Origin of the sequence: Curtobacterium sp. 18060, from assembly GCF_902706105.1 — a bacterium.
In the GTDB taxonomy this organism is placed as follows: Bacteria; Actinomycetota; Actinomycetes; order Actinomycetales; family Microbacteriaceae; genus Curtobacterium.
In genome coordinates, this window is the sequence record NZ_CACSJV010000005.1 from 128,870 (window position 1) to 142,750 (window position 13,881).

Annotated in this window: 14 protein-coding genes; 7 read left to right on the forward strand and 7 right to left on the reverse strand. The window is 71.9% G+C overall.

Features of this window, described 5'->3' with window-relative positions:
* Window positions 1-75: 75 nt before the first annotated feature.
* Entirely contained in the window at window positions 76-1,335 is a 1,260-nt protein-coding gene (locus GVL05_RS04640; RefSeq protein WP_131878241.1) for a M18 family aminopeptidase, read from the forward strand.
* A 216-nt stretch (window positions 1,336-1,551) separates the two neighbouring features.
* Here the strand turns inward: GVL05_RS04640 and GVL05_RS04645 are convergent, their stop codons facing one another.
* Both GVL05_RS04645 and GVL05_RS04650 read right to left on the reverse strand, forming a co-directional pair.
* Window positions 1,552-2,316: a DUF6264 family protein gene (locus GVL05_RS04645; protein ID WP_159571721.1), complete on the reverse strand. Its 765-nt coding sequence runs from the start codon at window positions 2,314-2,316 to the stop codon at window positions 1,552-1,554.
* Window positions 2,313-3,371 (reverse strand): 4-hydroxy-3-methylbut-2-enyl diphosphate reductase, encoded by a 1,059-nt coding sequence (locus GVL05_RS04650; RefSeq protein WP_159571760.1) that lies wholly within the window; start codon window positions 3,369-3,371, stop codon window positions 2,313-2,315. The genes GVL05_RS04645 and GVL05_RS04650 overlap by 4 nt, the downstream gene beginning before the upstream one ends.
* A gap of 131 nt (window positions 3,372-3,502) precedes the next feature.
* On the opposite strand from GVL05_RS04650, the gene xseA reads away from it, so the two are divergent.
* Complete coding sequence (gene xseA, locus GVL05_RS04655) at window positions 3,503-4,756, forward strand: exodeoxyribonuclease VII large subunit (RefSeq protein WP_159571724.1); 1,254 nt, start codon at window positions 3,503-3,505, stop codon at window positions 4,754-4,756.
* A gap of 25 nt (window positions 4,757-4,781) precedes the next feature.
* Here the strand turns inward: xseA and GVL05_RS04660 are convergent, their stop codons facing one another.
* A complete protein-coding gene (locus tag GVL05_RS04660; RefSeq protein ID WP_131878237.1) occupies window positions 4,782-5,537 on the reverse strand; it encodes an alpha/beta hydrolase in 756 nt (251 codons plus the stop codon).
* Window positions 5,538-5,618: 81 nt separating this feature from the next.
* Between GVL05_RS04660 and GVL05_RS04665 the strand changes: the two genes are divergently transcribed.
* From GVL05_RS04665 to GVL05_RS04680, 4 genes are all read left to right on the forward strand, one after another.
* Window positions 5,619-5,864, forward strand: coding sequence for an exodeoxyribonuclease VII small subunit (locus GVL05_RS04665; protein ID WP_111084805.1), 246 nt, complete (start codon window positions 5,619-5,621; stop codon window positions 5,862-5,864).
* Window positions 5,861-6,496: a DUF4245 domain-containing protein gene (locus GVL05_RS04670; protein ID WP_159571727.1), complete on the forward strand. Its 636-nt coding sequence runs from the start codon at window positions 5,861-5,863 to the stop codon at window positions 6,494-6,496. The genes GVL05_RS04665 and GVL05_RS04670 overlap by 4 nt, the downstream gene beginning before the upstream one ends.
* A gap of 76 nt (window positions 6,497-6,572) precedes the next feature.
* On the forward strand, window positions 6,573-7,187 hold the full coding sequence (locus GVL05_RS04675; protein WP_111084807.1) for a carbonic anhydrase: 615 nt from the start codon (window positions 6,573-6,575) through the stop codon (window positions 7,185-7,187).
* 161 nt (window positions 7,188-7,348) lie between these two features.
* Window positions 7,349-8,752 (forward strand): aspartate ammonia-lyase, encoded by a 1,404-nt coding sequence (locus GVL05_RS04680; RefSeq protein ID WP_159571730.1) that lies wholly within the window; start codon window positions 7,349-7,351, stop codon window positions 8,750-8,752.
* Between the two features lie 92 nt (window positions 8,753-8,844).
* Here the strand turns inward: GVL05_RS04680 and GVL05_RS04685 are convergent, their stop codons facing one another.
* The 3 genes from GVL05_RS04685 to GVL05_RS04695 form a co-directional block, all read right to left on the reverse strand.
* Window positions 8,845-10,206: a PhoH family protein gene (locus GVL05_RS04685; RefSeq protein ID WP_185021053.1), complete on the reverse strand. Its 1,362-nt coding sequence runs from the start codon at window positions 10,204-10,206 to the stop codon at window positions 8,845-8,847.
* 482 nt (window positions 10,207-10,688) lie between these two features.
* Window positions 10,689-11,798: an aminotransferase class V-fold PLP-dependent enzyme gene (locus GVL05_RS04690; RefSeq protein WP_159571733.1), complete on the reverse strand. Its 1,110-nt coding sequence runs from the start codon at window positions 11,796-11,798 to the stop codon at window positions 10,689-10,691.
* Window positions 11,799-11,893: 95 nt separating this feature from the next.
* A complete protein-coding gene (locus GVL05_RS04695; RefSeq protein ID WP_173170760.1) occupies window positions 11,894-12,679 on the reverse strand; it encodes an isoprenyl transferase in 786 nt (261 codons plus the stop codon).
* Between the two features lie 95 nt (window positions 12,680-12,774).
* Between GVL05_RS04695 and GVL05_RS04700 the strand changes: the two genes are divergently transcribed.
* On the forward strand, window positions 12,775-13,482 hold the full coding sequence (locus GVL05_RS04700) for a hemolysin III family protein (RefSeq protein WP_123294746.1): 708 nt from the start codon (window positions 12,775-12,777) through the stop codon (window positions 13,480-13,482).
* A 124-nt stretch (window positions 13,483-13,606) separates the two neighbouring features.
* Here the strand turns inward: GVL05_RS04700 and GVL05_RS04705 are convergent.
* Window positions 13,607-13,881: hypothetical protein (locus GVL05_RS04705; RefSeq protein ID WP_159571736.1), on the reverse strand; the 275-nt coding region annotated here is incomplete at its 5' end.

A 13,881-nucleotide genomic window follows, 5' to 3' on the forward strand; every position in this document is an offset into this window, starting at 1 on the left:
GGAGGAACGGGGCGCGTCCGACGGACGTGCCCCGTTCTGCGTCCGGCCGCCTCCACCGCATGCCACGATGGGCAGGTGACCGTCGACGCCATCGCCTCCGAGTTCGCCCAGTTCGTCACCGAGTCGCCCACCGCGTTCCACGCGGCAGCGGCCGCCCGTGACCGCCTCGTCGCAGCCGGGTTCACCGAGCTGTCCGAGCTCGACGCGTGGCCGACCGAACCCGGCGCGTACGTCGTGGTCCGCGACGGTGCGGTCATCGCGTGGCGCCTGCCGGAGGGTGCAACGGCGACGACCCCGTTCCGGATCCTCGGCGCCCACACCGACTCCCCCGGGTTCCGGATCAAGCCGAACCCCGGAGTCCGCACCGGCGGGTGGGAGCAGCTGAACGTCGAGGTCTACGGCGGCGCGCTCCTGTCGACGTGGTTCGACCGCGACCTGCGCATCGCCGGCCGGGTCGTCGACGCCGACGGCAGCGTGCGGCTCGTCAGCACCGACGCGGTCGCCCGCATCCCGAACCTCGCGATCCACCTCGACCGCGGGGTGAACGACGGCAAGGAGATCGACCGCCAACGCCACACGCTGCCGATCGTCGGCGTGGACGGCGACGCCGGAGGGACCTCGGTCGTGGAGTGGCTGCGCGCTCGCCTCGGAGACGATGCAGTCTCGTGGGACCTCTTCCTCGCCGACACCCAGGCCCCCGCCCGCATCGGCATCGAGCGCGAGTTCCTGGCGTCGGGCCGGATGGACAACCTGACGAGCGTGCACGCCGGGCTCCGCGGCATCGTGGACGCCCCGGTCGACGGCGACCACATCCCCGTGTTCGCGGCGTTCGACCACGAAGAGATCGGTTCCTCGACCCCGTCCGGTGCCGGTGGCCCGTTCCTCGAGGACGTCCTCGGCCGCGTGCAGGAGGGTCTCGGCGCCACCCGCTCCGAGGCCGCCCGGGCGTTCCGCGCCTCGTGGCTGCTGTCGAGCGACGCCGGGCACCTGGTGCACCCGAACCAGCCGGAGAAGCACGACCCGACGAACCGTCCACGCCCCGGTGCCGGTCCGCTGCTGAAGATCAGCGCGAACCAGCGCTACATGACCGAGGCCAAGGGCGAGGCCGTCTGGGCCGCCGCGTGCGACACCGCCGGGGTGCCGTGGCAGCCGTTCGTCAACGTCAACACGATCCCCGGTGGCTCGACCATCGGCCCGATCGCGGCGACCCGGCTCGGGATCCCGACGATCGACATCGGCGTCGGGCTGCTGTCGATGCACTCGATCCGCGAGCTCGTGCACGTCGAGGACCTGGCGTCACTCCACGGCGCCGTCGCGGCGTTCCTGGCAGGCTGAGCCCTGGCCGGCTGAGCCCGCCCGGCTGAGCCCCGCCCGGCGTCTGCGGGCTGGGGTGGTCGCGACTCCCCGCGCGCGCAGGACCGAGCGGTCACGAACCGTCGGGAGCGCCGGCGCCGGACGACACTTCGTGACCGCTCGACGGCGGGCATGCGGCGTGTTGCGACCACTCGACGCGCGGATGCCAGCGCCGCGACCAGCCTGGCGGTCAGACGGTCAGGCGCCGGCCTGGCGCATCATGAACTCGACGAACTGCGGGTCCTGGAACACCACGACGACGAACGCGATGGTGCTCACGAACGTGGCCACGACCGCGCCGACGATCGGCACCCAGAACGTGCGCTTGCGTGCCCGGAGCCGGCGGATCGACCACCACGCCACGAGCGCGAAGACCACGACGTTCGTGATCGCCCCGATGATCGCGGCACCGCTCAGTGCACTCGGGTCGTTCAGCGCTGTGTACTGCGTCTCGAGGGTCCGACGCACCGTCGACGCGACGTTGGTCACCGCGAGGGACTGCACCACGGAGATGAGTCCGAAGGCGAGCAGCCCGACCGTCAGGACGAAGTCGGCGGGCGTGCGGCCGAACCGGCTCGTCGACGCGGACCGCTGCGACCCGCCCGTGGTCGGGTCGCCGGATGCGCCGGGTCGGCCTGGAGGCACGGCGCCGGTCGGCGCACCGGCACCGGACCGGTACGCGGTCGCGCCGTCCTGCCCGGCCTGGCTCGCCGCCTGCTGGCGGCGGTCGCGCTCCTGCTGCTCGCGCTCCTGACGTTCCTGTTCGACCAGGACCGGGTTGACCCATCCCTCGGGCGCGTACTCGCCGTACGCGGGGGCGGGTCGGCCGTGGACCCGGCCGCTGACGGCACCGGCGGCCGTCGTCGGGGACGTGCCCCGGGCCTCCTGGCCGGCTGCCGCCGTGTCGTCGACGTGACCCGGCTCGCGCTGCGGCACCGAGCCCCAGCCGTCCGCGCCGCTCATGCCCGACGCCCGCCGAGCGCGCGCGTCGGGTTGCCCGACGCGTCGGTGCGGAGCTCCTTGGGGAGCGAGAACATCAGGTCTTCGTGTGCGGTCACGACTTCTTCCACGGCGCCGTACCCGGCGTCGGCGAGTTGTTCGAGGACCTCGGCGACGAGCTCTTCGGGGACGGACGCGCCGCTCGTGACGCCGACGGTGGCGACGCCGTCGAGCCACTCCTGGCGGATCTCCTCCGCGTAGTCGACGCGGTGCGCGGACTTCGCCCCGTGCTCCAGGGCGACCTCGACCAGACGGACGCTGTTCGACGAGTTCGCGGAGCCGACGACGATCACCAGGTCGGTGCCCTGGGCGACCTTCTTGATCGCGACCTGGCGGTTCTGGGTGGCGTAGCAGATGTCGTCGGACGGCGGATCCTGGATGGTCGGGTACTTCTCGCGCAGCAGGCGGACGGTCTCCATCGTCTCGTCGACGCTCAGCGTGGTCTGCGACAACCAGACGAGGTTGTCGGGATCGGGGACGTCGAGCGCGGCGACGTCGTCCGGGCCGTTGACCAGGATCGTGCGGTCGGGGGCGTGGCCCATCGTGCCCTCGACCTCTTCGTGGCCGGTGTGCCCGATCAGGATGATGGTCCGCTCGGCCTTGGCGAACCGGGTGGCCTCGCGGTGGACCTTGGTGACCAGGGGGCAGGTGGCGTCGATGGCATGCAGGTCGCGGTCGGCGGCACCGGCGACGACGGCGGGTGAGACGCCGTGGGCGCTGAAGACGACGTGCGAACCGCGCGGGACCTCGGCGACGTCGTCGACGAACACCGCACCGCGCTGCTCGAGGGTCGACACGACGTGGACGTTGTGGACGATCTGCTTGCGGACGTAGACGGGCTCGCCGTACTGCTCGAGCGCCTTCTCGACCGCCACCACCGCCCGGTCCACCCCGGCGCAGTAGCCACGGGGTGCCGCGAGCAGCACCTTCTTCGGACCGGCGACCGGCTCGTCACGCAGTCGCCCACGCGCCGCGTGCACACGCGGTGGGGCGAGCGGGACCGTGTGGCCGTTGGTGATCGTCACGTCCCCGATGATAGGTGAGCGGGACGCACGCGACCTGGGCGCGAGCGCCGGCTGTGGAGAACCCGCCGCTCGCCCGCTGTCACCGGTGTCGGGCACGATGGACGTCCCGCACGAGAAGGAGCGACATGGCGATCGAACAAGGCCCGCCGACGGCCGACAACCCGTGGCCGGTCGCGCTCCTCGGCGCGAAGCTCCGCGACTGGATCGACCGGCTCGGCACCGCGTGGATCGAGGGCGAGATCACGCAGTGGAACGTCGCCGGCGGCAACGTGTACGGCAAGCTCAAGGACGTCGAGGTCGATGCGACGGTCTCGTTCTCGATCTGGTCGAGCGTGCGGTCCAGGGTGCCGGCGGACATCAAGCAGGGCGACCGGGTCGTCGCAGCGGTCAAGCCGAACTACTGGGTCAAGGGCGGCTCGCTGACCATGCAGGTCGTCGAGATGAAGCACGTCGGCCTCGGTGACCTGCTCGAACGGCTCGAACGCCTGCGCCGGACCCTGGGCGAAGAGGGGCTGTTCGACCCCGCTCGCAAGAAGCGACTGCCGTTCCTGCCGCACCGCATCGGCCTGATCACCGGCAAGGACTCCGACGCCGAGAAGGACGTCAAGCGCAACGCGCAGCTCCGGTGGCCGCAGGTCGAGTTCCGCACCGTCCACACCGCGGTGCAGGGCGAGCGGACCGTGGGCGAGGTCACGGCGGCGATCCTCGAGCTCGACGCCGACCCGACGGTCGACGTCATCATCATCGCGCGCGGTGGCGGCGACTTCCAGAACCTGCTCGGCTTCAGCGACGAAGGTCTCGTGCGCGCAGCAGCAGCGGCGAGCACCCCGATCGTGTCGGCCATCGGGCACGAGGCCGACCGTCCCATCCTCGACGAGGTCGCGGACCTCCGCGCCTCGACCCCCACCGACGCCGCCAAGCGCGTCGTGCCCGACGTCGCGGAAGAGCTCGCGAACGTCCGGCAGGCCCGCGCGCGCATCGGCCTGCGGCTGTCGCAGACGCTCGCGGTCGAGGCCGACCGGATCGCCGCACTCCGGTCGCGCCCGGCGCTCGCGTCGACGGCGTGGCTCGTCGACACCCGTGCGGAAGAGGTCGCTCGTGACCTCTCTCGGTCGCGGGAGCTGCTCGACCGTCGGCTCGAGCGGGGCCACTCCGAGGTCGGGCACCTGACCGCCAGGCTCCGTGCGCTGTCGCCGCGCGACACCCTGCGCCGCGGCTACGCGATCGTGCAGCGGGCCGACGGCGGCGTGGTGCGGTCGTCCGACGACCTGACCGGGCAGACGCCGGTGCACGTCACGCTCGGCGCGGGGACGGCGACCGGAACGCTGGAGCCCGACGGGCCGGGTCCGGACGGGTCGGGCTCGGGGTCGGCTGCCTGACGCGTCGGGGTCGCCGACGGCCTGGTCACCAGCCGCGGTCGCGCAGCCAGGTCGTCGCCAGCGTGCTCCACGCCTCGGCCGGCCCGAGGCCCTCGGCGAGCCCGATGCCGTGCACCCCGCGCTCGAACACGTGCAGGTCGAACGGCACCCCGTGCCGCGCCAGCGCGTGTGCGTAGGACAGCGAGTGCGTCACCGGCACGTGCTCGTCCTCGGCCGTGTGCCACAGGAAGGTCGGCGGAGTCCGGTCGTCGACGAGCAGGTCCGCGTCCACCGCGGACCGCTCGCGGACGCTCGCGCCCGGTCCGAGCAGGTTGTCGGCGCTGCCGACGTGCGGGTGGTCCGTCATCGACGTCACCGGGTAGCAGAGCACCGTCAGGTCGGGCCGGTCGTCGACGTCCGACACGGCGCGCTCGGCCGGCGTCGGTGCGTTCGACACGAGGGCCGCCAGGTGCCCGCCTGCCGACGAACCGATCACGACGATCCGCGGATCGGACGGGAGGCCCGCCCAGCGTCCGGCACGCAGGTCACGGACGAGCGCTCGGGTCGCCACCACGGCGTCCGGGTGGCGGTGCGGGGCGAGCGGGTACGCGAACACGACCGCGTCGATGCCGATCCCGTTCAGCCAGCGGGCGTACCCCTCCCCCTCGTGCGGGGCGTGCATGCCGTACCCACCCCCGGGCAGGACGACCGCGAGCGAGGGGCGGCCCGGCAGCCCGTCGCGCCCAGCGCTCGGTCCGTCCGGTGCCGGGTACCAGTCCACGCCCTCGGGGAGATCTGTCATGGCGCGACCCTACCGGCCGGTGTTCTCCCCAGGCGCAGCGGGCACGTCGGTCAGTCGGTGGACCCTCGGTAGGATCGAGTCGTGCCATCCCAGCAGGAACCCGAGCAGACCGACGTCCAGTCGCTGAGCTACGAAGCAGCCCGCGACGAACTCGTGCGTGTCGTGAGCGAGCTCGAACAGGGCTCCGCGACCCTCGAGCGCTCGCTGTCGCTCTGGGAGCGCGGCGAGGCCCTGGCCGCCCGCTGCGAAGAGTGGCTCGTCGGCGCTCGCGCCCGGCTCGACGCGGCCCGCGCGGCCAGCAGCGCCGAGGACGGCTCCGCCCGATGACCGACGCGAACGGTCGCCCGATCGTCGCCGAGCTCGGCCGACCCGAGACGGCAGAGGAGACCTGGGCACGCAAGGACGCTGCACGGACCGCTCGCCGCCAGCACCAGACGGCCTTCAACCTCGTGATCGCGCTCATCGCGTCGCTCGGCATCGTGCTGTTCCTCGTCGCCGTGGTCGTGCGGCCGAACACCACGGTCGACCGCTCCGTCGACTACCAGCAGATCGCGGCCGATGCCCACGTCGGCGACATCACCCTCGCCGCCCCCGACCTGCCGAGCGGCTTCACGTCGAACCGGGCCGACTTCTCCGACAAGACCTCGGACGACGTCGACGTCTGGACCGTCGGGTTCGTGACGCCGGACAAGCAGTACCTCAGCCTGCAGCAGGGCGTGGACGCCAACGGCTCGTGGGTCTCGAACCAGCTCGACCAGCGACCGTCGACCGGCACCCGCGTCATCGACGGCACGAAGTGGACCGTGTACGACCGACGGGCCGAGGGCTCCGACGCCGGCAACCACGCGTACTCGCTCGTGTCCACGTTCGGCGCCAACACGATCGTGCTCTCCGGCACCGCCGACGACTCGTCGTACCGCACCGTGGCCACGGCCGTGACGAAGCAGTTCTCCCAGTAGCGACCGCCGGACGAATCCTGCCGGACACCCCGCAGCCCGACCACTCGACCTGATCCGACCCGATCCGAGGAGCCCCATGCCCGACCGCGCCGCCTCCACCCCGTCCGACGCCCTGCGCCTGCTCGTCGACGGCAACGCCCGCTTCGCCGCCGACAAGCGCCGCATGGGCCGCACGGACCCCGACCGCCGCACCGAGCTCCAGGGGTCGCAGGCGCCGTTCGCGACCGTCCTCGGCTGCTCCGACTCGCGCGTGCCGTTCGAGCACGTGTTCGACGCGGGCATCGGTGACCTCTTCGCCATCCGCAACGCCGGGCAGATCGTCGACGACGTCGTGCTCGGGTCGATCGAGTTCGCGGTCGTCGCGCTCGGCACCCCGCTCGTCGTCGTCCTGCGCCACACCCGGTGCGGTGCCGTCGCCGCGGCCCGATCGGGTGAGCCGGTCCCCGCGCCGCACCTGCAGGCCCTGGTCGACGCCATCGCCCCGAGCGTCGAGAAGGTCCGTGCCACCGACGCCGAGCTCCCGCAGGAAGCGATCGGCGCCGCCCACCTCGAGGCAACGCTCCGCCAGGTGCTCGAGCGCTCCGGTGCCGTGTCCGACGCGATCGCCGAGGGCCGGCTGGCCGTCGTCGGCGCGACCTACGACCTCGGCACGGGCGAGGTCACGATCGACACGGTGGTCGGCAACGCCTGACGGCCCCTCGGCGCCGCACCCGCACGTCCCACATCCGTCGCACCGGTACAGTCGAACGAGACGCCCGGCGCCGGTTCCGTGACCCACGGAGACCTCGTGCGCCGGCGCAGTCCCCCGACGCGACCGCGTCCGGCGAGCACCCCAGGAAGGACCACGACGACGTGACCGACACCACCGAGACCGAGTTCCGCATCGAGCACGACACCATGGGCGAGGTGCGGGTGCCGAAGTCGGCGTTGTACCGCGCCCAGACCCAGCGCGCTGTCGAGAACTTCCCCATCTCGGGCACCGGGCTCGAGTCGGCCCAGATCGTGGCGCTCGCCCGCATCAAGCGCGCCGCGGCCGTCGTTAACGGCGAGCTCGGCATCGTCGAGCCCGCCGTCGCCGACGCCATCGCGGGCGCGGCGGACCTGATCATCGGTGGGCAGCACCACGACCAGTTCCCGGTCGACGTCTACCAGACCGGCAGCGGTACCTCGTCGAACATGAACATGAACGAGGTCCTGGCCACGCTGGCGTCGGACATCGGCGGCACCGCGGTGCACCCGAACGACCACGTCAACGCCTCGCAGTCGTCGAACGACGTGTTCCCGACCTCGGTGCACGTCGCCGTGACCGAAGCCCTGCTGCGCTCGCTCGTCCCGGCGCTCGAGCACCTCGCCGAGTCGCTCGAGGCCAAGGCGACGCTGTGGGCCGACGCCGTGAAGTCCGGCCGCACGCACCTGATGGACGCCACCCCGGTCACCCTCGGCCAGGAGTTCGGTGGCTACGCACGCCAGATCCGCCTGGGCATCGAGCGGGTCACCGCGACGCTCCCCCGCGTCGCCGAGGTCCCGCTCGGCGGCACCGCCGTCGGCACCGGCATCAACACCCCGAAGGGCTTCCCGCAGCGGGTGATCGCCCAGCTCGCGAGCGACACCGACCTGCCCATCACCGAGGCCGTCGACCACTTCGAGGCCCAGGGCGCGCGCGACGCCCTGGTCGAGGCCTCAGGGGCGCTCAAGGTGCTCGCGGTCAGCCTGACGAAGATCAACAACGACCTGCGCTGGATGGGGTCCGGCCCGAACACCGGGCTCGGCGAACTGCACATCCCCGACCTGCAGCCGGGCTCGTCGATCATGCCCGGCAAGGTCAACCCGGTCATCCCCGAGGCCACCCTGATGGTGGGCGCGCGGGTCATCGGCAACGACGCCACCATCGCCTGGGCGGGTGCGTCCGGTGCGTTCGAGCTCAACGTCGCGATCCCCGTGATGGGGACGGCGCTGCTCGAGTCGATCCGCCTGCTGGCGAACAGCTCGCGGGTGCTGGCCGACAAGACCATCGACGGGCTGCAGGCGAACCTCGAGCGGGCCCGGGCGTTCGCCGAGTCGTCGCCGTCGATCGTCACCCCGCTCAACCGGGTCATCGGCTACGAGGCCGCGGCCAGGGTCGCGAAGTACGCCGTCGCCGAGGGCATCACCGTCCGCCAGGCCGTCGTGGCACTCGGACACGTCGAGCGTGGCGAGGTCACCGAGGAGCAGCTCGACGCGGCACTGGACGTCCTGTCCATGACCCACCCGAACTGAGCTCCTGCCGCGGGCAAGTCTCGCGGTGAGCGACAGTTCTCGCGCCGGTGCGCGCGAGAACTGTCGCTCAGGCCGAGTCTCGGCCGACGGACCTAGACCAGGTCGGGCGAGTCCAGCAGGTCCGTCACGAGGGCGGCGATCGCGGAGCGCTCCGACCGGGTCAGCGTGACGTGGGCGAACAGCGGGTGGCCCTTGAGCCGCTCGATGACGCTCGCGATGCCGTCGTGCCGTCCGACCCGCAGGTTGTCGCGCTGCGCGACGTCGTGGGTGAGCACCACGCGGGAGTTCTGCCCGATGCGGGAGAGCATGGTGAGCAGCACGTTCCGTTCGAGCGACTGCGCCTCGTCGACGATCACGAACGCGTCGTGCAGGGACCGACCGCGGATGTGCGTGAGCGGCAGGACCTCGATCAAGCCGCGCTCGATCACCTCGTCGAGGACGTTGTCGGACACCACCGACCCGAGGGTGTCGTAGACCGCCTGCGCCCACGGGTTCATCTTCTCGCCGGCGTCACCGGGCAGGAACCCGAGGTCCTGGCCACCCACGGCGTACAGCGGCCGGAACACCATGATCTTCTTGTGCTGCTGCCGCTCGAGCACTGCTTCGAGCCCGGCGCACAGGGCCAACGCTGACTTGCCCGTGCCGGCGCTGCCGCCCAGGGACACGATGCCGATCTCGGAGTCGAGCAGGGCGTCGATCGCGAGCCGCTGCTCGGCGGACCGGCCGCGCAGCCCGAAGACCTCGCGGTCGCCACGGACCAGGGCGACGGAACCGGCGGTGTGCACGCGACCGAGGGCCGAACCGCGCTCGGAGTGGATGACGACTCCGGTGTTGACCGGCACGCCGTCGAGCTGGACGGAGCGGATCTCCTCCTTCTCGTACAGGTCGGCCATCTGCTCGCCCGAGACCTGCAGGTCGGCGATGCCGGTGTAGCCGGAGTCGACCGCGAGCTCGGCGCGGTACTCCTCGGCCGCCATGCCGATCGACGACGCCTTGACGCGCAGGGGCAGGTCCTTCGACACGACGACCACGTCGAGCCCGTCGTTCTGCAGGTTCGAGGCGACGGCGAGGATGCGGGAGTCGTTGTCGCCGAGCTGCAGCCCGGACGGCAGGACGGACTGGTTGGAGTGGTTCAGCTCGACGCGGAAGGAACCGCCGTCACCGAGCGCGATCGGGAAGTCGAGCCGTTCGTGTTCGATGCGCATCTCGTCCAGCAGCCGCAGGGCCTGCCGCGCGAAGTACCCGATCTCCGGGTCGTTGCGCTTCGACTCGAGTTCGCTGACGACCACGACGGGCAGGACCACCGCGTGCTCGGCGAAGCGGAACAAGGCCCGCGGATCGCTGAGGAGCACCGATGTGTCGAGCACGTACGTGCGCTGGGCGACCGACGTGGACGAGTCCGCGGTGGGCTGGTGCTGGGTTCCGCGAGAGACGTTCTGAGAGGTCACGACCACTCCATCCCCGGGCCGCGAGCAGCCCGGTCCATGTCCTCGAACGCGGCCGTGGAGCGGGTCCCGAAGCACCGACTGTGGCCGCTTCGATCGGGCGCGGTGCCCGATGGGGACAACGTACGTCCGCCCTCCGACACCCCGCCAGCGACACGCGGTTTCCGGCGTTACGGTCACGTGAACAACGTGACACCGGCAGTTGACCGGTCACGAGCTGTGGGCTGCGGCTGTGCCGCCCGACAGACGGTGACCAGTCGACGGACGTGCGCGGTGCGTCGTGACCCTCGCGGGTGGCCGACAGGAGGCCCGTGGCGGCCGGGCACCGCGCCTCCAGGCCGCCCGTTGGTCGCGACTCGTCGCGCGGACGGCGTCGAGTGGTCACCAACTGTCGGCTGCGACCGCGCGAGCCGACAGTTCGCGACCACTCGACAGAGGGGAGGCCCGTGGCGGCGCCGCCCCGCGCCTCCCGTCCGCCTGGCGGGCGCGCGCTACTGCAGCGTGGCGTACGAGACGCAGGCGTCCCGGAACATGTCGAGCGTCTCGTCCGTCGTCGATGCGAACACCGACACCCGCGCGACGCCGAGCCGCGTCGTCGCCGTCACACCGTGGTTGTGCAGCGCCGCGGACAGCGCGGTCAGGCGCCCCTCGGCCGGCCGCAGCACGACGATGCCGGCGCGCTCGCGCGGGTCGCGGCTGGACTCGACCTCGAGCCCGAACTCGTCCGCGATCGCGAACACGCGCTCGACGCGCTCGGTGACGCGCTCCTGCACGGCGGCGACACCGACGGCGGTCAGCCGGTCCAGCGACACCGCGAGGCGGGCCTGCGCGATGGGGTCGATGCGGGTCATCTGGTACCCGGCGGCACCCGGGCGCACGGCGGGGACGTCCACGGGCCAGCCGGTGGTGCCGTGCGGGCCGGACAGCGCCGGACGCAGGCGGTTCAGGGCACGGTCGCTGAAGGCGGTGAAGCCCGTGCCCCAGCCTGCGTGCAGCCACTTCTGGCCGCCGGTCGCGACGACGTCCGCGATCTCGTAGGGGGCGTCGACGACTCCGAAGCCCTGGATCGCGTCGAGGATCAGCAGGCGGTCGCCGATGACCTCGCGGATGCCGGCGAGGTCGGCCAGGTAGCCGGTGCGCCAGTCGACCAGCGACACCGCCACGGCCGTCACGTCGTCGGTCAGGCGCTCCTGGATGAGCGAGGGCGTCATCCACCCGGCACCGGACTCGAGGACGACGGGCTGGACGCGGCCGCCGGTCGCCGAGGCGGCGCTCGCCAGCGCGAGCGGCAGCGAGGGGTACTCGTCGGCCGACACCAGCACGCCGCCGGTCAGGCCGAAGGCCGTGTGCAGCAGGCCGGGCGTCGTCGCGGTCTGCGAGACGACCTGGTCCTCGCGGCGACCGACCAAGCGGGCCGCGACCGTGCGGACTCGGGCGTCCTGCTCGTCGAGGGTCTCCATGGCGCCGAAGCGCATGTGCTCCTGGATCGTGCCGAGCACGCGCTGCTCCTCGAGCACGGCGGTCTGCACGGGGCCGAACGCAGCGTGGTCGAGGTAGCCGGGGTCCTCGGAGAAGCCGGCGGCGTACTCGTCGATGTTCACAGGGGAGCACCTTTCACAGTGTCGAACCCTGAGAGCCTACTGGGATCACTGAACGTCAGCGAACCCAGGCCGATCCGCGCAGTAGCGAGGAAGCGTCAGCCGCCGAAGCGTCGCGACCGCAGCCCGAAGTCGCGGACAGCGCGCAGGAAGTCGACCTCGCGCAGGTCGGGGTAGAGCGCCTCGACGAAGTAGAACTCGCTGTGCGCGCTCTGCCACAGCATGAAGTCGGACAGCCGCTGCTCACCCGAGGTCCGGATCACCAGGTCGGGGTCGGGCTGGCCCTGCGTGTACAGGTGGTCGCCGATGAGCTCGGGGGTCAGGACCTCGGCCAGGGTGTCGATCGTGCCGCCACCCGCGCCGTGCGACTCCACGATGCTGCGCATGGCGTCGGCGATCTCGCGGCGCCCGCCGTACCCGACGGCCAGGTTGATGTGGAGTCCGGTCCGGCCGGCGGTGCGCTCCTCGGCCTGCGCGAGCGCGGACACGAGCGAGTCGGGCAGGCCCTCGTTCGACCCGACGTGCTGCACGCGCCAGTCCGTGGTGTCGGCGAGTACCCCGGCCAGGTCGCCGATGATGCCGACGAGCTCGCTGAGTTCCGCTCCGGCACGACCGGTCAGGTTGTCGGCGGAGAGCAGGTACAGCGTCACGACCTCGATGCCGAGCTCGTCGCACCAGGTCAGGAACTCCGGGATCTTCGCGGCGCCGGCGCGGTGGCCGTGCGCGGCGGACTCGAGCCCGAGCTGCTTCGCCCACCGACGGTTGCCGTCGACGATCATGGCGACGTGCTTCGGCTTCGCGCTGCCCTCGATCTGGCGGCGGATGCGGCTCTGGTAGGCGCGGTAGAGGATCCCTCGTCCTGCCCATCCCACCCTGCCGGTCACGCACCGAGCGTAGTGCACCGTCGGTCGGAGCGTCCCGAGTGCGGCTCCCCCAGAACTCGTGGCATCCGTTCGGGCACGGGGCTTACAGTCGGCACATGCAGGACGAGCACGAGACCGCCACCCTCCCCCACGTCCCGTTCACCGAAGAGGCCGCGACGACCACGGAGGACACCCGCCCCGCCTGGCGCGGGTGGATCCACCTCGGTGCGTTCCCGTTCGCCATCGCGATGGGCATCGTCCTCATCGCCCTGGCCGACAGCACCGCGGCGAAGGTCGGCAGCGCGGTGTTCATGGCCACGTCGCTGGCCATGTTCGGGGTCTCCGCGACGTACCACCGGTTCCCGTGGGGGCCGACCGTCAAGGCGGTGCTCAAGCGCATCGACCACACGAACATCCTGCTGCTCATCGCCGGCACCTACACGCCGATCGCGATCTGCGCCCTGCCGCACACCCTGATGGTGGTCGTGCTCTGGGTGATGTGGTCCGGCGCCGCCCTCGGCATCGCCTTCCGGGTGCTGTGGATCAACGCGCCCCGGTGGCTGTACGTGCCGATCTACCTGGTGCTCGGCTGCGCGGCGCTCGGGCTGCTGCCGCAGTTCTTCGCGGCGAGCGTCCCGATGACCGTGCTCATCCTGTCCGGCGGTGTCGCGTACATCATCGGCGCGCTCGTCTACGGCTTCAAGCGGCCGAACCCGGTGCCCACCCAGTTCGGCTTCCACGAGGTGTTCCACGCCCTGACGGTCGTGGCCTTCGGCGCGCAGTGGGTCGGCGTGCTCATCGTCGCCCTGGACCCGGTGCGCTGACGGTCGCACGTTCCTTCCCAGAACGCGCGCGATGCCTGGTCGTTCCGGGCGTACTCACCCGGAACTTTCGACCAGGTACGCCCGATCCGCCCAGGTACGCCCGGTTCCGTCAGGCGCTAGCGGGTCAACCGCGCTCGGTGTCGTCCCCGACGTCGGCTCGGCCGTCCTCGGCCGCACGCCGCTCCGACTCGTCCGTCGCCGGACCGTCGACCGCGGTGCCGTTCGCTTCCGCCTCGAGACGCTCGCGGATCTCCGACCGGTAGCGCGTCCGGCGGATGCGCCGGGTCATGTCCACGACCAGGACGATCGTCGCGATCGCCACCAGCGCGATGGCGATGAACCCGACGACACCGGGGGTGACGTTCACGTCCGGCACGACGCTGGGGCTGGGACTGGGGG